The organism is Micromonospora sp. NPDC005174, from assembly GCF_040608495.1.
Classification (GTDB): domain Bacteria; phylum Actinomycetota; class Actinomycetes; order Mycobacteriales; family Micromonosporaceae; genus Micromonospora.
Map to the genome: position 1 here is coordinate 29,909 of NZ_JBEXIJ010000020.1, position 19,113 is coordinate 49,021.

Sequence of the window (19,113 nt, forward strand, 5' to 3'; positions counted from 1 at the left end):
GATTCACGCACCGCCCAATCGGCGGATGCGCCTACCAGGCTGGGCGAGGCACGCTACCTCGGGTTCTCATCCATCTTGGAGGCGTAGCGTGCCCACACTCTCGCACTCATGGCGTTTGTCAGGTCGACGTCGTACCCGGGCGGGGGTGGTCGCGCTGGCGGTCGCCGCCGCCGTGCTCAGCGCCCCCACGGCCTCCTCGGCGGCGGTGGTACCGGCCCCCGGAACCGCGACCCTGGTGTCGGGGAATCCCGCCGACATCACCCCGCACGCCCGCGACGGTGAGACCCGCGCCTTCGCGCAGGTGGGCAACACCGTGTTCGTCGGCGGCAGCTTCACCCAGCTCCGGCAGACCGCCACGTCCGCGTGGGTCACGCAGCGCTACCTCTTCGCGTACGACCGCACCACGGGCACGATGTCCACCAGCTTCCTGCCGGTGCTCGACGGCGCGGTCAACACGCTGCTGGCGGGGCCCGGCGGCACGCTGATCGTCGGCGGCGCCTTCAAGAACGTCAACGGGGTCTCCCGCAAGAACCTGGTCGCGCTGAACCCGAGCACCGGCGCGATCATCGACAGCTGGGTGGGCCGCTCCGACGGCGGCACCGTCCGGGATGTGGCGCTGTCGGGCAACTGGCTCTACGTGGCCGGCGCGTTCAACTGGCTCAACGGCACCGCGCACTCCGGTCTCGGCCGGCTCAACGCGACCACCGGCGCGATCGACCCCACGTTCTCCGTCGACGCCACCGTCGGGCGGCACAGCACCACCTCGTACGTGTGGACCATCGACGTCACCCCCGACGGCAACACCCTGGCGGTCGGCGGCAACTTCACACTCCTCAACGACCTGCCGCGCAACCAGATCGCGCTCGTCGACGTCTCCGGCACCCCGACGGTGCTGGACTGGAGCAGCGAGAAGTACGTCGCGCCGTGCGCCGCCCCGACGACCTTCGTGCACTACGTGCAGGACATCAAGTTCGGCGAGGACGGCACCTGGTTCGTGGTCGGTAGCAACGGTGGTGGTGGCTGGCCGACCGCGTACTGCGACGCGCTGGCCCGCTTCGAGACCGCGGCGCGCGGCACCGGTCAGGTCGGCACCTGGATCAACTTCACCGGCAACGACACCATCACCTCGGTCGAGGTGGCCGACAACGTCATCTACCTTGGTGGGCACTTCCGCTGGTTGAACAACCCGAACGCCAGCGACAACGCCGGTACGGGCGCGATCGACCGGCTCGGCATCGGCGCGGTCACCCCGGCCACCGGCATGCCGGTGAACTGGAACCCGCGTCGCAGTGGCAGCGCCTCGATGCCGTCCGGCACCACCGCCTGGGGCTCGTCGGTGCCGGTGCTCTGGCGCGGCTCGGACGGTCTCTACTTCGGGCACAACTCGGACGGCATGGGCGAGGAGTACCACGGGCGGCTCGGTATGTTCCCGCTCGCCGGCGGTCGCACCTTCACGGCGAAGAATCCGCCGAGCGGTAGCAGTGGCTACCTCTACCTGGGCACCGGTGCGGGCGCCGTGTCGAAGGTGCCGTTCGACAGCGCGACGCTGGGTGCGGCGACCACCGTCAGCCAGCCCACGTACACCGCGTCCGGTGCGACCTGGCGGGTGGACGACCGGATCTACTGGTCGCACACGGTGGCCGGTACGCCCACCGGTAGCCGGATCGACGTCTCGTTGTTCAACGGCGGCGCGATCGGCTCGCCGTGGGAGGCGTCCGGCTACAACGACTGGTTCAACCCGGCGGCTCTCACCGGCGCCTTCTATCTCGACGGTCGGCTCTACTACACCCGTACCGGGGCCAACAGCCTCTACTACCGCTACTTCGAGATCGACGGGAACTACCTCGGCGCCACCGAGTTCGCGTTGCCCACGAGTGGTGTCACCTGGTCGAGCGTGCGTGGCATGGCCTGGGTGGACGGTCGGATCGTCTACGGTGCGACTGACGGCGGGTTGCGCAGCGTCCCGTTCGACCCGACGGCCGCGCCGACCGCTGTCGTCAACGGCACCGCGACGACGCTCATCGCCGCAGCGACACCCGAGTTGTCCTGGTCCGTCCCCTCAATGTTCTTCTCCGTACAGTGACGGTCAACCAAACGTAACGGAGGATCGGTAGATTGTTCACGTCGGGTCGGCGGCGGTACCACCGCCGCCGGCCCCGCGATGTGGGGAGGGGTCGTTGGTCGGCGGCGCTGGATTCCGCGCGAAACGGGCGGTACACCTGGTTTTCGCGCTCAAACGCGCCTGGTACAGGTTGCGTTACCGGCGGTTGACCCTCGGGCGGGACGTGCAGATCCGAGGCCGGATCAGGTTGCGCAGGGGCGTACGGGTCAGCATCGGTGACCGTACCCGTCTCAACAAGCTGGTCCGCTTCGCCGGCCCCGGCGAGGTACGCGTCGGCGCCGACTGTCTGCTCAACGCCACCTGGATCGGCACCTGGACGTCGGTGACCGTCGGGGACCGGTGCCTGCTGTCCGACTGCGAACTGCTCGACAACGACTTCCACAACCTGCCGCCCGACCAGCGACACGCGCCACCGGGGCCGGCGACCCGCGCCCCGATCGTGCTGGAGGAGAACGTGTGGGTCGGCGCGCACGCCCTGGTGCTCAAGGGGGTCCGTGTCGGCCGGGACAGCGTCGTGGGCGCGGCAGCGGTGGTGCGGACCGACGTGCCGCCGGGCGTCGTCGTGGTGGGCAATCCTCAACAGACGGTGAAGAAGTTCCATGACTGACGCGACACCCGCCTCCTGGCCACCCGCCTCGTCGAGCCCCGACGCCACCCGCGTCGTCACGCTCTCCGACCTGCTGCGGGTGCCGATGCACCGGCTGCGCCTGGTGGCCGCCGTCGCCCTGGTCGGCCTGCTCGCCGCCCTGGGCTACGTGCTGCTGGTGCCGGCGGCGGTGACCGCCAGCGCGGTCGTGGCGGTCCGACCGGTGGTCACCGACGCCTTCACCCCCAGCGGCGCCGGCGCCGACCGCGCCGTCAACATGAACGTGGAGAGCGGCCTCGCCACCGGCACCGAGGTGGTCCAGCGGCTCGCCAACGCCCTCGGGGCCGCGCCGCGTGACATCCGCAACGGCCTCGAGGTCGAGGTGCCCACCGGCGGGCAGATCCTGCGCTTCACCTATCAGACGCACGACGCGCAGCGGGCCGTGCAGGGCGCCAACCTCGCCGCGCAGGCCTACCTCGACGTGCGACGCGCCATGTACGAGCAGCAGCGTGCCGAGATGCTGCGCTCCTACGACGCCAGCATCACCAAGGTCGTCGCCCAGCAGGCAGCGGTGCAGAAGCGCGCGAGCAGCGCCAAGGGCACCGCCGCCGGCGATGCGGCACTGGCCGAGCTGTCCGGCATCAACAACCAGCTCACCCAGCTCAACGCGGCCCGCACCGAGATCGCCGCGGTCGACATCAACCCCGGCTGGGTCACCCAGACCGCCGAACAGGCGCTGGTGACCTCCGCCGGGCACCGGCCGCTCTACCTGGTCGCCGGCCTGCTGGGCGGCGCGCTGATCGGCGTCGTGCTGGCGTACGCGTGGGAGTCCGCGGACCGGCGGGTCCGCTCGGTCACCGACGGCCGTGCGGCCACCGGCCTGCCACTGCTCGGCACGGTACGCCGGCCGCCGTTCCGGGGCAGTCCGCGGGCGGTCGACGCGGACATCCGCTATGTGGCGATGGCGGTCGCCGAACGGGTGCGCCAGCCGGCCCGGGTCGCGCTGGTCACCTCCCGCGAGGACGCCACGGCGCTCACCGCCGGGCTGGCCGTGGCGCTCGCCGCCGACGGTCGGGAGGTCTTCGTCGCCGACGACAGCGGCCGCGTCGAGCGCCTGCGCGCCGGCGTCCTCGCCGACCGTGGGCGGCTGCCCGTCGACCCGTCCCGACCGCTGGTGCCCAAGCCACGCCCGGCCGGCACCCCGGCGGCGAGCGGTGCTTCCGCGGAGAACCCGGCACCCCGGCGGCCCTCCCCGCATCCGCCCGGCGCACGTCCGTCCACCGATCCGGACGCCACGCTCACCCTGCCCCGGGTGGCGTCGGCCCGCCCCGACAACGCAAAGCCGGCCTCGGCGGACGAGGTGACCGTGGGGGTGGGCAGCGTCCGCTTCGGCACCTGGCGGCAGGGCGCCGACCATGGACTGGTGCTGTTCAACGCGCCGCCGGCGGAGTCCGACGAGCGCGGCGTGGCAGTCGCCCGGCAGGGCAGCGCCGTGGTGGTCATCGAGCGGGACCGCACGCGTCAGAGCGACCTGCGGCGGCTCGTCGAGCGGCTGCGTGCCGCCGGAGTCACCCCGCTGGGCTTCGTCCTCACCCGCAACGGCCGGGCCTGACCGGTGTCGGTCACCCGCGCCCCGGCGACCGAGCAACCACCCGGCGGCACACCGACCGCCGCCGCGCCGCCGCCGACACCGGCTCCGGCCCGGTTGCCGCTCTGGCCCCTGGCGTTGATGTTCGGGCTCGTGCCGCTGTGGTGGTTGCTCGGGGCGTTCTACCTGGGCTGGCCACTGCTGGGCGCGTTGCTGCTCGCGTTGCTGCTCGCCCGGGGCCGGGTGCCGCTGCCTCCGGCGGCCGGCATCTGGCTGCTGTTCCTGGCGATCGTGGTCGTCAGCGCCACGCAACTTCCCTCGCCGGCCTCGCTGCTGACGTTCGCGCTGCGTCTGGCCTTCTACCTGACCGCGTTGGTGGTCGGCGTCTACGTCTACGTCGCCGCCCGGGAACGGGCCGACCTCGTGGCGGTGCTCACCCCACTCTGCGCGTTCTGGTTCGCGCTGGTGGTGCTGGGCTGGCTCGGGGTGCTGGTGCCCCGCTTCGCGCTGGCGACCCCGATGGAGGTGCTGCTGCCGGCCGGCGTCGCCCGTACCCCGTTCATCCAGGACATGGTGCACGTGACCACAGCGGAGTACAGCCCCCGCTCGCTCAACCCGATCTACCGGCCCGCCGCGCCGTTCGCGTACACCAACAACTACGGCAGCGCGTACGCGATGACGCTGCCGTGCGTGGTGGCGTACACCATGCTGCGCCGTCGCGGGCTGTTGCGGTGGACGCTGCTGGCGTCGTTGCCGCTGTCGTTGGCCCCGGCGTTCCTCACCCTGAACCGGGCGATGTTCCTCAGCCTCGGCGCGGGGCTCGCGGTGCTGGGGGTGCGGGCCAGCCTGCGCGGCAACGTCCGCGTCGCCGCGTCCATCGTCGGCGTGGTGGTGATCGGAGGGCTGGCCACGCTCGTCATCCCGATCACCGAGTTGATCAACAAGCGCGTCGACTCCAGCGACACCAACACCGACCGGCTGTCGCTCTACACGGAGGTGATCCGCCGGGTGCAGGATTCCCCGTGGCTGGGCTACGGCGCTCCGGTGAACGTGGACACCGTCTCGGCGGACGCGCCGATCGGCACCCAGGGACAGCTGTGGATGGTGCTGTTCAGTCACGGCGTACCGGCGCTGCTCTGTTTTCTCGGTTGGTTCGTGGCCGCCGCGGTGATCTGCGCGCGGGCGACGTCGGCGGCCGGTCAGTGGCTGGCGGTGGTGCCGGTGGTGTGCCTCGTGCAGATCCCGTTCTACGGCATGGCCAACCAGAACCTGGCGGTCGCCTTCTTCGCGGTCGGCTTCGCCATGGCGCTCACCGAACGCGAACGCGCGCCCCGCCCGCAGCCGTGGCGTCCGCCGCTCGCGCCCGCCCTGGCGGCGCCGGCATGACCGCCGCCACCCGGGAGCCGGCCGGCGTCGGCCGGGACGGCCCGTCGGGCGGCGCGGCTCCCGACACCGGCGCGGTCGAGACGCGCCGCAGCGCCCGCAGCGGGGTGGCCGGGCTGCTCGGTGCGGCCACCAGCGGCCTGTTCGGGTTCGTGCTGGCCGTGGTGATAACCCGGGGGTACGGGACGGCCGGCGCGGGGGCGTTCTTCGCCGCGATCGGCGTGGTGACCGTGGCCACCGCGGTCTGCACGCTCGGCGCGGAGACCGGTCTCATGTGGGCGGTGCCCCGGCGGCGTCTCGGCGTCCGGGGGGACGCGGCCCGGGTGCTGCCGGTGGCGCTGATCCCACCGCTGCTGGCCGGGTTGGTCGTCGCCGTCGGGGGAGCGCTGAGCGCCGACGCGCTCGCCCCCCGCCTGCTGAGCGGGTCGGGCGACGAGGGCCACGGGTTGCTGACGCTGACCTTCGCCGCCGTGCCGGTGGTGGTGGCGATGACCCTGCTGCTGGCCGCGTTGCGCTGCGTGCGACCCATCCGCGCGTACGTCGGCGTGCAGTTCCTCCTGCTCCCGGTAGCCCGCCCGGCGCTGGTCGGCGCCGCCGCGCTGGTGGGTGGCGGCCTGCTCGCCGGCATGACCGGCTGGTTGGTGCCGGCGGCGCTGGCCCTGCTGGTCTGCCTGGTGCTGGTGGCCGGGCCGCTCGGGCTGGGCCGGGGCGCCGCGTGGCGGCCGGACCGCGCCGACTGGTCGACGTTCTGGCGCTTCGCGCTGCCGCGGGCCGCCTCGGCGGCCATCGACGCGGGCAGCATGTGGGTGGGTGTGCTGCTGACGTCGGTGCTGGCCGGACCGACCGACGCGGGTGTGTTCGGCGCGGTCGGCCGCTACGTGCTGGCCGGCCAGCTCGCCATGCAGGGCCTGCGGGTCGCGGTGTCACCACAGCTGTCCCGGCTGCTCGGGCGCGGCGAGCGGGCGGCCGCGGCGGCCGTGCACCGGCACCTGACCATCTGGGGGCTGGTGCTGTCCTGGCCGGTGTACCTGCTGCTGGCGGTGTTCGCGCTGGCGTTCCTGCAACTGTTCGGCCCGGAGTTCACCGCCGGTGTGCCGGCGATGACGGTGCTGGCGCTGGCGATGCTGGTGAACACCGGCGTGGGCAACGTGCAGAGCCTGCTGCTGATGGGCGGGCGCAGCGGGCTGCACCTGGTGTCCACCCTGGCCGGGCTCACCGTGACCGTCTCGCTCGGGCTCTGGCTGATCCCCGGTCACGGCGCGACGGGCGCCGCCCTGGCGTGGGCCGCCGGCATCGCCACCGAGAACCTCACCGCCGCCGGCTTCGCCCGGTCGGTCATCGGCGAGCCGCTGGTCGACGCCGCGACGCTGCGCGCGGCGGCGGCCACCGTCGGTGGTGTGGGGATCGCGGCGGCGGTCGGTGTGCTGGCGGGGGGACGTGGCCTACCCGGCCTGGCGGTGGCACTCGGCGTGCTGCTGGCCGGTTGCGTCGGCTTGTTGACGTTGCCCCGGGTGCGCGCCGGCATCCGGGTGACCATGAGGCAGATCCGTGGGTCCGACGAGGCGGCCACGGCCGCCGGGTCGGCCCCGGCATCGACGAGAGGCAGGTGAGGGCCGTCGTGGCGTCCATCCGTGACCGGGTCAAGCAGTTGGTGCCGACCCAGGTGACCACCCGGGTGAGGGAGTCCCTGGTCGACTACGGGGTGCGCACCAGTGACCGGCGACCCCTGCCGGACTTCCTGATCATCGGCACCAAGCGGGGCGGCACCACCTCGCTGTGGAACTACCTCATCCAGCATCCGCTGGTGCCCCGGCTCTTTCCCGCCTGGAACACCAAGTCCGCGCACTACTTCGAGGAGCACTGGGGTCGCGGCGAGGCGTGGTACCGCTCGCACTTTCCGACCGAGCGGCAGCGCGAGGCCCTCGCGAAACGGCACGGCGGGTCGGTCCGCGTCGGCGAGGCCGCGCCCCTGTACATGTTCCACCCGCTCGCCGCGCAGCGGGTCGCCGCGCTGATGCCCACCGTGAAGCTGATCGTGCTGCTGCGTGATCCGGTCGAGCGGGCGTACTCGCACTGGAAGGAACGCCGCACGCACGGCATCGAGCCGCTGGACTTCGCCGCCGCGCTGGCCGCCGAGCCGGAGCGTACGGCGGGGGAGCGGGAGCGCCTCATCGCCGAGCCGGAGGCGTTCAGCGAGGCGTACGACTGGTACACGTACCGGGCGCGGGGGCGTTACCTGGAGCACCTGGAGCCGTGGCTGGACCGGTTCGACCCCGCCCAGATCCTCTTCCTGCCCAGCGAGGACCTGTACCGCGACTCGCGCGCCACCTATCGGCGCACCCTCGACTTTCTCGGGCTGCCCCCGTACGAACTGCCGAACTTCAAGGTCTACAACGACCGGCGCTCGGCACCGCTGGAGCCGGCGGTACGCACCGAGCTGACCGAGTACTACCGCCCGTACAACGACGCGCTGCGGAAGCGGCTCGGGTTGGAACTCGACTGGGCGGACCGGGCGGCGTGACGACCGGGGTCGCCCCGGCCACGGACCCCCGGTCGCGGGCGGACGGGCTGGGCTGGGTGAGCCGTGCGGTGTTCCCGGACGACCGGGTCCAGCTGACCGTGGACGCCGCGGTGCCGGCCGGGCAGCGGACGGTGGCCCGGTACGCCGTGGTGCCGTCGGTGGCGCGGGCGCGGTTCCTCGTACCGCTGGGCTCGCCCCGGGCCGGCGCGGCGTCGCTGCTGGCGTACAACGCGTTGCGGCCACCGAAGGTGCGGGCCCTGCGGGCGGCGCTCGGTGGGCTGGCCCGCTTCGGTGCGGCGGGCCTCGCGCCGTTTCCCACGCTGACCGTGTCGGTGCCGGTGGGGGCGTCCGTTGCCGACCTGGTGCTGACCGAGCGGCTCGCCGCCGCGCTGGGCGGCACGCCCCTGCTGGCCGCGTGTGGTGTGCGTCCACCGGACCCGAACGTCAAGCCCACGCTGCAACTGTTCACCGTCGACGGTCGCCCCCGCGGCTACGCGAAGATCGGTTGGAACGACGCCACCCGCGCCCTGGTCACCGCCGAGGCCGGCGCGCTGCGGGCGCTGCGCGCCGTGACCGGTGTGCCCGACCACCCGGTGCCGCCGGGGCTGCTCACCGAGACGGCATGGGCCGGCCAGGTCGTCGCGGTGATCGAGCCACTGCCACCCGACGTACGCGGAGTGCCGGCCGACGACCCGCCGCGGATCGCGGCGCTGCTCGCGGTCGCCCGCCGGGGCGCCGCCCCCGGTGTGCCCCGGACGCTGAGCTCGTCGACGTTCCTCTCCCGACTGGCCGCCCAGGCGGAGCGGGCCGCGTCGACCGCGCCGGCCGGGGCGCGGGCGGTGGCGGGGGTCGCCGCCCTGGCCCGTCGGCACGGCGACACGAGCGTCGAGTTCGGCCACTGGCACGGGGACTGGGTGCCGTGGAACCTGGGCACGCACGACGGCCGGCTGGTCGCCTGGGACTGGGAGCACAGTGGTCCGGACGTGCCGGTCGGCTTCGACCTGGCCCACGACGCGTTCCAGCGCTCGTTGGTGCTGCGCGGCGAGCCGGCGGCCGTGGCCGCCGCGGCGGTGGACGCACACCTGGGCCGGCACGGCGAGCGGCTGGGCCTCGACGCGGCGGGGCGCGCTCTGGTGGCCGACGCGTACCTGCTGGAGATGTGGCTACGCACGTGGCGCCTGGCGGACGCCGGCGCCGGGTGGAACGCCGCGCTGCATCCCGCACTGTTGGACGTCATCGAGAAACGACATAGCGAGTGAACGGGAGAATTTTCGACGCCGGGTGCGCGTCGTAGCGTGACGACATAATGGCAGGTCGTGACGGCGGTCGATGGGCTGTGGGGTCGACAATGGGCCTGAGCACGCTGAAGAGAGATCGTCGCCTCCTCCGGTCGCGCTATTCAACGACCGGGAAACCTGTGATCTGCTTCTGCCTTGCGTGAATCGGAATTCCAAGCGGACTTGTGGGGAGTCGCGTGGACACGAACAACGACGACGAATCGCCGGTGCTGCTGCTGGTCGGATCCAGCGGTGGCCACCTGGCCCAACTTCTCGCCCTGCGGCCCTGGTACGAACGGTGGCGGCGCTGCTGGGTCACCTTCGACACCCCGGAGGCAGTGTCGCTGCTGACCGGCGAGGACCTGGTGCCGGCGCACCACCCGACCACCCGCAACGTACCCAACCTGCTGCGCAACGCGCGGCTGGCCTGGCGGGTGCTGCGGCGTCGGCGGGTCGCGGCCGTGGTCACCACCGGCGCCGGCGTGGCCGTGCCGTTCGTGGTGCTGGCCCGGCTGCGTCGCATCCCGACCGTCTACATCGAGGTGTACGACCGGATCGACACCCCGACGTTGACGGCCCGCCTCTGCCGCCCGTTCCTGTCCGCGATGCTCGTGCAGTGGGACGAGCAGCGCCGGCAGTACCCGGAGGCCACCGTCGTCGGGACGCTGCTGTGAGCGGGGAGGCGGGCACCACCCGCCGCGCCCAGTCGCACCGGCCCGACGACGCCGAGTCGTCCCGGCTGCCGCGCCAGCGCGACACGAACCCCGTCGAGCAGCTCCAACTGCTCGTCGCGGTCGGCACCGACAAGCACCCGTTCGACCGACTGGTGGGCTGGCTGGCTCAGTGGCACGAGAGCGCCGGCCCGATCGGGCTGACCGTGCAGCACGGGCACACCGCCGCGCCGCCCCTGCCCGGCGCGGTGCCGTTCCTCGGCCACGACGCCCTGCAACAGGCGATGGCGGACGCCGACCTGGTGGTGTGTCACGGCGGCCCGGCGACGATCCTGGAGGCGCGCCGGCACGGCCACCTGCCGATCGTGGTGCCCCGCGACCCGGCACGCGGCGAGCACGTCGACGACCACCAGCAGCTCTTCGCGCGTCGGCTCGGCGCGGCCGGGCTGGTGGCGCTCTGCGAGACGCGCGAGGAGTTGCACGATGCTCTCGTCGCCGGACAGGCCGACCCGTCCCGGTACGCGGTCCAGGCCGACCCGGCCGCGCACGAAGCCCGCCGCGCGGCCGTCGCCCGGGTCGGGCAGATCGTCGACGACCTGGTGGCCCGGTCGAGCCGGCACCGACCCCGCTGGCGGACCTGGCCGCGCGCCGGCCAGCCGACGAAGGAGACCCGATGACCCGCCAGCCGAGCGTCAGCGTCGTGGTGCCCACCCGGGACCGCCCCGAACTGCTGCGCGCCGCCGTGGCCGCGATCCTCGCCCAGGAGTACGCGGGCACGATCGAGGCCGTGGTCGTGTTCGACCAGTCCACGCCGGACGAGTCGCTGACCGGCCTGGGCGGGCCGGACCGGACGATCCGCGTCATCGCCAACGGACGCGCGCCCGGGCTGGCCGGTGCGCGCAACAGCGGCACCCTCGCCGCCGAGGGCGACCTGGTCGCGTTCTGCGACGACGACGACGAGTGGCTGCCCGGCAAGCTGGCCGCCCAGGTCGAGGCGTTGGCCGCCGACCCGAGCGCCGAGTTCGTCTGCTGCGGCATCCGGGTCAGCTACGACGGGCACACCGTCGACCGGGTGCTCGACAAGGACCGGATCACCCTGGACGACCTCCTGCGGGACCGGTTGACCGAGCTGCACCCGTCCACCTTCCTGATCCGGGCGGCGGCCCTGCGCGACGGCTTCGGCCTGGTGGACGAGGAGATCCCGGGCAGCTACGCGGAGGACTACGAGTTCCTGCTGCGCGCCGCCCGCAGCGCGCCTTTGATCAACCTGCGGACGCCGTCGGTGCTGGTGCGCTGGCACAAGCGGTCGTACTTCGCCCAGCGGTGGGACACCATCTCCGAGGCGTTGCAGTGGCTGCTGCGGCGCTACCCGGAGTTCGCCGGGCAGCCGGCCGGCGAGGCCCGGGTCACCGGCCAGATCGCCTTCGCGCGGGCCGCCTCCGGTGATCGGCGGGGCGCGTTGCGTTGGGCGCGACGCACCCTGCGCAGCAATCCCCGCGAGCCGCGCGCCTACCTGGCGCTCGCGGTCGCCGGTCGGGTGGTACGGGCCGACTCGGTGCTCCGCACCCTGCACAAGCGCGGCCGGGGCATCTGATCCGTCGTGCGAAGCCGCCCTGCGGACGGTCCCGGCCGTCCGCAGGGCGGGACGCGGCGGGCAGCGCGACGTGCCCGTCGCGCGCCGTGACAGACTGACCGCTGTGTTGCGCTGGTTGACTGCAGGTGAATCGCACGGCCCCGCCCTCGTCGCGTTGCTGGAGGGGGTGCCGGCCGGCATCGAGGTGAGCACCACCGAGATCGCGGGCGAGCTGGCCCGCCGCCGGCTGGGCTACGGCCGCGGCGCCCGGATGGCGTTCGAGCAGGACGAGGTCGAGGTGATCGGCGGGCTGCGGCACGGCGTCACGCTGGGCAGTCCGGTGGCGATCCGGGTCGGCAACTCCGAGTGGCCCAAGTGGCAGACGGTGATGGCCGCCGACCCCGTCGACCCCGACGAGCTGGCCCGACAGGCCCGCAACGCGCCGCTGACCCGCCCCCGGCCCGGCCACGCCGACCTGGCCGGCATGCAGAAGTACGGCCACACCGACGCGCGGCCGATCCTGGAGCGCGCCAGCGCCCGGGAGACCGCCGCCCGGGTGGCCGTCGGCACCGTCGCCAAGGCGCTGATCCGGCAGGCACTCGGCATCGAGATCGTCTCGCACGTCGTCGAGTTGGGGCCGGTGGCCGCGAAGCCCGGGCTACGGCCGACCCCGCAGGACGCCGACCGCATCGACGCCGACCCGCTGCGCTGCCTCGACCCGGAGGCTAGCGCCCTGATGGTGGCCGAGGTCGACGCCGCGAAGAAGGCCGCCGACACTCTCGGCGGCGTGGTGGAGGTGCTGGCGTACGGGGTGCCGCCGGGCCTGGGTAGTCACGTGCAGTGGGACCGCAAGCTCGACGCCCGACTGGCCACCGCGCTGATGTCCATCCAGGCGATCAAGGGTGTGGAGATCGGCGACGGGTGGCAGCAGGCCCGCTCCCGTGGCTCCGAGGCGCACGACGAGATCATCCCGTCAGCCACCGGAGTCCGTCGCGTCACCGACCGGGCCGGCGGTCTGGAGGGTGGCATCACCACCGGCGAGCCGCTGCGGGTCCGCGCCGCCATGAAGCCGATCTCCTCGCTCAACCGGGCGCTGGCCACCGTGGATGTCCTCACCGGCGAGCCGGCGACCGCCATCAACCAGCGCTCCGACGTCTGCGCCGTGCCCGCCGCCGCGATCGTCGCCGAGGCGATGGTGGCCCTCGTGCTGGCCGAGGCGGCCACCGAGAAGTTCGGCGGCGACTCGGTCGCCGAGATCCGCCGCAACGTCGCCGGCTACCTCGACGCGTTGGTCATCCGCTGATGGCGCCGGTCGTCGTCCTGGTCGGGGTGCCCGGCTGCGGCAAGACCACCGTGGGGCAGGCGCTCGCCGCCACCCTCGGCGTGGAGTTCCGGGACACCGACACCGACATCGAGCAGATGGCCGGCAAGAGCATCCCGGAGATCTTCATCGACGAGGGCGAGGAGCACTTCCGGGCCCTGGAACGGGCGGCCGTCGCTGCGGCGCTCGCCGCGGGCACCGGCGTGCTCGCCCTCGGCGGCGGGGCCGTCCTGGCCGAGGAGACCCGCGCCGCCCTGGTGGGGCACCGGGTCGTCCACCTGTCGGTGGAGCTGCCCGACGCGGTACGGCGAGTCGGCCTTGGCGCGGGCCGGCCGCTGCTGGCGATCAACCCGCGAGCCACCCTGAAGCACCTGATGGACCAGCGCAAACCCCTCTACGCCGAGGTCGCCACCGAAACGGTGGCCACCGACGGCCGAACGCCGGCCGCGGTCGTCGCCGAGGTCGCCGCCCTGCTTCCGCGCTGACCCCGGCCCGCCGGGGATCGGCGGCCCGGGCGGCGACCGGTGCGCTCGCCGCCCGGTGTGCGGGTCCCTGCTCAGCTCTGCGCGATCAGGTCGAGGACGTCGGCCAGCGCCTTCGGCTCGCTGAGCATCGGCCAGTGCCCGGTGGGCAGCTCGTGCAGCTGGCCGTCGGCCAGGCCGGTGAAGAACGGGTGCCCCTCGTCGATCATCTGACGCACCACGGCCAGTGGGAAGGTGCTCGCGACGAGCGCGGTCGGCACCGGACGGCCACCCGTGCGGCGTACCGGATCGGTAGCCGTCCGCAGGGGCTGTGCGGTGCAGCGTTCGCGCAGGAGGGACAGCGTCGACTCGTCCAGGCCGGCCAGGTTGGTCGGGTCGGTCGCCGGGTCCCAGGCCGGCGGTGGCAGCAGGTGGCCGCCGCCGATCGCCGCGCGCAGCCGCTGCTGCTCCTGCGGCGGCACCGTGTCGAACTGCGCCGTGCCGTCCGGAAGCGGCCCACTCTCCACGTAGACCACCCGGGCGATGCGGTCCGGGACGAGGTCGGCTGCCTGGGCCACCGGCATACCGCCGCCCGAGTGCCCGACCAGCAGCACGTCGTGCAGATCCTCGACCTCGATCAACGAGACGATGTCGGTGGTGTGCGTCCGCAGGGTCACCTGCGGCCCGGCGAGGTGCTGGCGCTCGGCCAACCCGGTCAACGTCATCGGGTACACGTCGTGCCCCTGCGCGCGCAGCAGACCGGTCACCTCCCGCCACGCCCAGGCACCCAACCAGAACCCCGGCACCAGTACGAACGTCGCCATCTGTCACTCCTTCTCTCGGTTACCGACCGACCGTACGATCGAATCCGGACAGAACCCGCCCGGTTTCGAGGAGTGGCCCGTTGTCTCATCCCGCCGGTCGGGTGCTGGCCCTGCTCGAGCTGCTCCAGGCTCGGCACCGGGCGACGGCAGGCGACCTCGCGAGCCGGCTCGGTGTGGACGAACGGACCGTGCGCCGCTATGCGGCCACACTGGTCGAGCTGGGCATCCCGGTGCTCGCCGACCGGGGCCGCCACGGCGGCTACCGGCTGCACCCGGGCTTCAAGCTGCCACCGCTCATGCTCACCGACGACGAGGCGATGGCCGTGCTGCTTGGCCTGGTCGTCGCCGAACGGGTCGGGCTGACCACCGAACTGCCGGCCACGGCGACCGCGCTGGCCAAGATCCGCCGGGTGCTGCCGGCGGCGCTCGCCGACCGGCTGACCGCCGTGCAGGAGCACCTCGGCTTCACCCTGCGGCGGCCCGAGCCCCAGGCGCGACCGGCGTCGGGCACCCTGCTGGCCCTGGCCACGGCCGCCCGGAACCGGCGGCGGGTGAGCCTGGACTACCGCTCGTGGCGCGGTGAGCGGTCGCATCGTGACCTCGACCCGTACGGGCTGGTCTTCCACGCCGGCCGCTGGTACGTCACCGGTCACGACCACCGGCGCGGCGAGGTGCGCACGTTCCGGCTGGACCGGATCGCGACCGTCACGCCGGGCACGGCGACGTTCACGGTGCCGGACGACTTCGACGCGGTGGCGTGGCTGACCCGGTCGCTGGCCGGCGTGCCGTATCGGCACGAGGTCGAGGTGCTGCTGGAAACCGATCTGGTCGCTGCCCGGCGACGCATCCCGGCCAGTGTGGCCGAGCTGACCCCCAGCGGCGACGGTGTGCTGCTCCGGGCCCGAGCGGAGAGCCTTCCCGGCATGGCGGCGCTGCTCGCGGGGCTCGGCTGCCCGTTCACCGTGCGCCACCCGGACGCGTTGCGCGCCGCCGTGGCCGAGCACGCGCGTCTGCTGGCCGACTGGGCCGCCCGGCCAGCAGGTGGACAGACGCCCTCGCCACGTCGTCCGCTGGACTAGGCTGCCGGCGATGGACGAGGTGACCCGGATTCCGGTCGGCGGCGAACGACCGTACGACGTGCTGGTCGGACGCGACCTGCTGGACGCGCTGCCCGGGCTGCTGCCCGGCGCGACCAGGGCGGCGGTGCTGCACACGCCCCCGCTCAAGACCCTGGCCGACGCTGTCGGTGAGCGGCTGCGCGCGGCCGGCGTCGACCCGCTGCCGATCGAGGTGCCCGACGCCGAGTCGGGTAAGCAGATCGACGTGGCGGCCGCCTGTTGGGACCGGCTCGGCGCGGCCGGCTTAACCCGTACCGACGTGGTGGTCGGCGTGGGTGGCGGCGCGGTGACCGACCTGGCCGGGTTCGTCGCGGCCTGCTGGTTGCGCGGGGTGCGCTGGGTGCCGGTCGCCACCTCGCTGCTGGGCATGGTGGACGCGGCCGTGGGTGGCAAGACCGGAATCAACACCGCCGCCGGCAAGAACCTGGTCGGCGCGTTCCACCCGCCGGTCGGTGTGCTCGCCGACCTGGCCACCCTCGACAGCCTGCCCGGCGTCGACCTCGCCGCCGGGCTCGCCGAGGTGGTCAAGTGCGGGTTCATCGCCGACCCGGTGATCCTGGATCTCGTCGAGCAGGACCCGGTGGCGGCCACCGACCCGTGCGGGCCGGTGGCCCGCGAGCTGATCGAGCGGGCCGTCCGGGTCAAGGCCGACGTGGTCGCCGGCGACCTGCGCGAGTCGGGCGTCCGGGAGGTGCTCAACTACGGCCACACCCTGGCGCACGCGATCGAGCAGAACGAGGGCTACCGCTGGCGGCACGGGCACGCGGTCGCGGTCGGCCTGGTGTACGCCGCCACGCTGGCCCGGCTCGCCGGCCGGCTGGACGCCCCGACCGCCGACCGGCACCGGAGCGCTTTGACCGCGCTCGGCCTGCCGGTGAGCTACCCCGCCGACGCCTGGCCGCGACTGCTGGCCGCGATGCGGGTGGACAAGAAGGCGCGCGGCAGCCGGTTGCGGTTCGTGGTGCTGGACGGGCTGGCCCGCCCGGCGATGCTGGAGGGTCCGGACGACGCCCTGCTCGAAGCCGCCTACCGCGAGCTGGCCACTCCATGAGGGTGTACGTGCTGAACGGCCCGAACCTGGGCCGGTTGGGCACCCGGGAGCCGGCCGTGTACGGCTCGACCAGCTACGCCGACCTGGTGGCGCTGTGCGAGGCCACCGGTCGGGAGCTGGGGCTCGACGTGACGGTCCGGCAGACCGACGCGGAGCACGAGCTGCTCGGTTGGCTGCACGACGCCGCCGACGAGGACGCCGCCGTGGTGCTCAACCCGGCCGCGTGGTCGCACTACTCGTACGCGGTGCGCGACGCCTGCGCGATGCTGCGCGGGCCGCTGGTGGAGGTGCACATCTCCAACATCCACACCCGCGAGGAGTTCCGACACCACTCGGTGATCTCGGCGGTGGCGACCGGGGTGATCTGTGGTCTCGGCATCGACGGCTATCGTCTCGCGCTGCACCACCTGGCCTCCCGTCCGGCCTGACCGGTCAGCCTCCCGAATTTTCATCCACCGTTTTCACCGACCGTGAGGTCGTCCACCGGCGGTGACGTCACTGTTGGTTGTCGCCCTCCTCCCGCCCCGCGGGGCTCGCCCTGCTGGTGCACGCCCTTTGCTCTGCTTCAACCGGCGCAACACCTACTCTGACCTGCGGGTCCATTGATTGGTCGGCGTGCGGGCCGATCGCGGGTGCAGCACGGACCGTGACTGTTGCGTCCGTTGAAGCAGTGCAAAGGGGCGAAGGCGCGCGGCCGGGGCTGAGTCGAAGGTGACGGAAAGTAACCGTGCGTGCGCATCGGACATCCGTGCACGCGGACGGACGACCACGGCGGGTAACGCGCCTCGGCGCAGCTAGTAGACTCCTAGGGTCTGTCCGCCAATTGATGATCAAGGCAGGAAATGGCCTCCACCAACGACCTCAAAAACGGCCTGGTACTCAACCTCGACGGCGAGCTCTGGGCCGTCGTCGAGTTCCAGCACGTCAAGCCCGGTAAGGGTGGTGCCTTCGTGCGCACCACGCTGAAGAACGTGCTGTCCGGGAAGGTGGTCGACAAGACCTTCAACGCGGGCACCAAGGTCGAGACCGCGACCGTGGACAAGCGCACGATGCAGTACCTGTACGCCGACGGCGAGGACTACGTCTTCATGGATCTGGAGACGTTCGACCAGATCACCGTGCCCGGCGGCACCGTCGGGGAGGCAGCCAACTACCTGCTGCCCGAGGCGGAGGCGACCGTCGCCACCCACGAGAGCGTGCCGCTCTACATCGAACTGCCCACCAGCGTCGTGCTCGAGGTCACGTACACCGAGCCGGGTCTGCAGGGCGACCGCTCCACCGGCGGCACCAAGCCGGCGACCGTCGAGACCGGCGCCACCGTGCCGGTTCCGCTGTTCATCACCACCGGTGAGAAGATCAAGGTCGACACCCGCGACGGCCGTTACCTCGGCCGCGCCTGATGGCTGAGGGTCCCAAGCAGCAGATGCCGGCGCGCCGCAAGGCGCGCAAGCGGGCGCTGGACGTCCTCTACGAGGCCGACCTGCGGGATCGGCCGCCCGTCGAGGTCCTGGCCGGTTACCTCCAGCGCATCGAGCAGCCCCGCCCGGAGCACCTGGGCTACGCGGTGGGGTTGGTCGAGGGAGTCGCCGAGCACCTCGACCGGATCGACGAGTTGATCGCCAGCTACGCCGAGGGCTGGACCCTGGACCGGATGCCGGTCGTCGACCGCAACCTGGCCCGGATCGCCGTCTACGAGCTGCTCTACGTCGACGAGATCGACGACGCGGTGGCGATCAGCGAGGCGGTCGAGCTGGCCCGGCAGATGTCCACCGACGATTCGCCGCGGTTCCTCAACGGCGTGCTCGGCCGCATCGCGGAGTACGCCACCCGCTGACCAGCTCGCGTACCCGCGCCACGAAAAGGGCCCGTGCCGGACGGCACGGGCCCTTTCGGGTGAAGCGACAGATCAGGAGGCGAAGAACGCCCGGGGGTCGGCCACCAGCACGCCGTGCTCGGTGAGCCGCTCGATCAGGCCCGACGGTGAGGCGTCGTACACGATCGCGAGCGCACGGAGGTCGTCGGCGCGGATGGAGAGCACCCGGCCGTTGTAGTCACCGCGCTGCTGCTGGATGGCGCGGGCGTAGCGGGCAACGTAGGCCAGGTCCTCGGAGGCCTCGTCGTAGAGCCGCTCCAGGTCCAGGACGATCTTGCTGGTGGGCTCGTGCCGGACACCGCTGCCGTCGGGCAGCAGCTCCGAGACGGGCACACGGTAGAACTCGGCCAGCTCGGCCAGACGGGACACCGTCACGGCCCGGTCGCCACGCTCGTACGAGCCGACGACCACGGCCTTCCACCGCCCGTTCGACTTCTCCTCCACACCCTGCAGGGAGAGGCCCTGCTGCTGGCGGATGGAGCGCAGGCGGGCGCCCAGAGATTTGGCGTATTCAGAGGGCATTCGGACACTCCCAGTGCTGCTCGGGGTTCTCCCGTCGATCGCTACGGAGCGTGACGGTACGGGGAATGGGACACCTGGTCAAGTGGTCGTGACCTTACCGTTGGGGAGCGCCGGGGCGGCCATCGGCATTTGGTGGATCTGATCCGGGGGTCAGCGGCCGCCGTCGGTCGGTGCGGTGACCACTGGTAACGTGGCGTGAAGCCCCGGTCAGGGCGGCTCCTG

General features: G+C 72.8%; 19 protein-coding genes. 17 read left to right on the plus strand and 2 right to left on the minus strand.

Annotated elements, in window-relative coordinates:
* Positions 1-145: 145 nt before the first annotated feature.
* From ABZU91_RS21495 to ABZU91_RS21550, 12 genes are all read left to right on the plus strand, one after another.
* Positions 146-2,083 (plus strand): hypothetical protein, encoded by a 1,938-nt coding sequence (locus ABZU91_RS21495; protein WP_355243316.1) that lies wholly within the window; start codon positions 146-148, stop codon positions 2,081-2,083.
* 94 nt (positions 2,084-2,177) lie between these two features.
* Positions 2,178-2,729 carry a DapH/DapD/GlmU-related protein gene (locus tag ABZU91_RS21500; RefSeq protein ID WP_355243108.1) on the plus strand — a complete coding sequence of 184 codons (552 nt, stop codon included), beginning with the start codon at positions 2,178-2,180 and terminating at the stop codon, positions 2,727-2,729.
* An 85-nt stretch (positions 2,730-2,814) separates the two neighbouring features.
* Positions 2,815-4,320 carry a lipopolysaccharide biosynthesis protein gene (locus tag ABZU91_RS21505; RefSeq protein ID WP_355243319.1) on the plus strand — a complete coding sequence of 502 codons (1,506 nt, stop codon included), beginning with the start codon at positions 2,815-2,817 and terminating at the stop codon, positions 4,318-4,320.
* A 93-nt stretch (positions 4,321-4,413) separates the two neighbouring features.
* Complete coding sequence (locus tag ABZU91_RS21510) at positions 4,414-5,682, plus strand: O-antigen ligase family protein (RefSeq protein ID WP_355243322.1); 1,269 nt, start codon at positions 4,414-4,416, stop codon at positions 5,680-5,682.
* Complete coding sequence (locus tag ABZU91_RS21515) at positions 5,679-7,289, plus strand: lipopolysaccharide biosynthesis protein (protein ID WP_355243111.1); 1,611 nt, start codon at positions 5,679-5,681, stop codon at positions 7,287-7,289. The genes ABZU91_RS21510 and ABZU91_RS21515 overlap by 4 nt, the downstream gene beginning before the upstream one ends.
* Positions 7,290-7,297: 8 nt before the next feature.
* Positions 7,298-8,200, plus strand: coding sequence for a sulfotransferase domain-containing protein (locus tag ABZU91_RS21520; RefSeq protein WP_355243325.1), 903 nt, complete (start codon positions 7,298-7,300; stop codon positions 8,198-8,200).
* Positions 8,197-9,459 (plus strand): hypothetical protein, encoded by a 1,263-nt coding sequence (locus tag ABZU91_RS21525; RefSeq protein WP_355243114.1) that lies wholly within the window; start codon positions 8,197-8,199, stop codon positions 9,457-9,459. Before ABZU91_RS21520 ends, ABZU91_RS21525 begins: the two co-directional genes overlap by 4 nt.
* A gap of 215 nt (positions 9,460-9,674) precedes the next feature.
* Entirely contained in the window at positions 9,675-10,151 is a 477-nt protein-coding gene (locus ABZU91_RS21530) for a UDP-N-acetylglucosamine--LPS N-acetylglucosamine transferase (protein ID WP_355243117.1), read from the plus strand.
* Positions 10,148-10,825 (plus strand): glycosyltransferase, encoded by a 678-nt coding sequence (locus ABZU91_RS21535; protein WP_355243120.1) that lies wholly within the window; start codon positions 10,148-10,150, stop codon positions 10,823-10,825. The genes ABZU91_RS21530 and ABZU91_RS21535 overlap by 4 nt, the downstream gene beginning before the upstream one ends.
* Entirely contained in the window at positions 10,822-11,742 is a 921-nt protein-coding gene (locus ABZU91_RS21540) for a glycosyltransferase family 2 protein (protein ID WP_355243123.1), read from the plus strand. Before ABZU91_RS21535 ends, ABZU91_RS21540 begins: the two co-directional genes overlap by 4 nt.
* 103 nt (positions 11,743-11,845) lie before the next feature.
* Entirely contained in the window at positions 11,846-13,024 is a 1,179-nt protein-coding gene (gene aroC, locus ABZU91_RS21545) for a chorismate synthase (protein WP_355243126.1), read from the plus strand.
* A complete protein-coding gene (locus ABZU91_RS21550; RefSeq protein ID WP_355243129.1) occupies positions 13,024-13,527 on the plus strand; it encodes a shikimate kinase in 504 nt (167 codons plus the stop codon). The genes aroC and ABZU91_RS21550 overlap by 1 nt, the downstream gene beginning before the upstream one ends.
* A gap of 71 nt (positions 13,528-13,598) precedes the next feature.
* Here ABZU91_RS21550 and ABZU91_RS21555 read toward each other — a convergent pair whose 3' ends face one another.
* Positions 13,599-14,327, minus strand: a complete 729-nt coding sequence (locus tag ABZU91_RS21555; RefSeq protein WP_355243132.1) for an alpha/beta hydrolase — start codon at positions 14,325-14,327, stop codon at positions 13,599-13,601.
* An 80-nt stretch (positions 14,328-14,407) separates the two neighbouring features.
* On the opposite strand from ABZU91_RS21555, the gene ABZU91_RS21560 reads away from it, so the two are divergent.
* The 5 genes from ABZU91_RS21560 (at position 14,408) to nusB (ending at position 18,330) form a co-directional block, all read left to right on the plus strand.
* Positions 14,408-15,406, plus strand: coding sequence for a YafY family protein (locus ABZU91_RS21560; RefSeq protein ID WP_355243135.1), 999 nt, complete (start codon positions 14,408-14,410; stop codon positions 15,404-15,406).
* A gap of 10 nt (positions 15,407-15,416) precedes the next feature.
* Complete coding sequence (gene aroB / locus ABZU91_RS21565; protein WP_355243138.1) at positions 15,417-16,496, plus strand: 3-dehydroquinate synthase; 1,080 nt, start codon at positions 15,417-15,419, stop codon at positions 16,494-16,496.
* Positions 16,493-16,924 carry a type II 3-dehydroquinate dehydratase gene (gene aroQ / locus ABZU91_RS21570; RefSeq protein ID WP_355243141.1) on the plus strand — a complete coding sequence of 144 codons (432 nt, stop codon included), beginning with the start codon at positions 16,493-16,495 and terminating at the stop codon, positions 16,922-16,924. Before aroB ends, aroQ begins: the two co-directional genes overlap by 4 nt.
* Before the next feature lie 414 nt (positions 16,925-17,338).
* A complete protein-coding gene (efp, locus tag ABZU91_RS21575; protein WP_355243144.1) occupies positions 17,339-17,896 on the plus strand; it encodes an elongation factor P in 558 nt (185 codons plus the stop codon).
* A gap of 23 nt (positions 17,897-17,919) precedes the next feature.
* The gene (gene nusB, locus ABZU91_RS21580) at positions 17,920-18,330 is read left to right on the plus strand and encodes a transcription antitermination factor NusB (RefSeq protein ID WP_355243328.1); all 411 of its coding nucleotides are present in this window, start codon (positions 17,920-17,922) and stop codon (positions 18,328-18,330) included.
* Between the two features lie 72 nt (positions 18,331-18,402).
* Here nusB and ABZU91_RS21585 read toward each other — a convergent pair whose 3' ends face one another.
* Positions 18,403-18,891 (minus strand): transcriptional regulator, encoded by a 489-nt coding sequence (locus ABZU91_RS21585; protein ID WP_007458348.1) that lies wholly within the window; start codon positions 18,889-18,891, stop codon positions 18,403-18,405.
* Between the last annotated feature and the right edge of the window lie 222 nt (positions 18,892-19,113).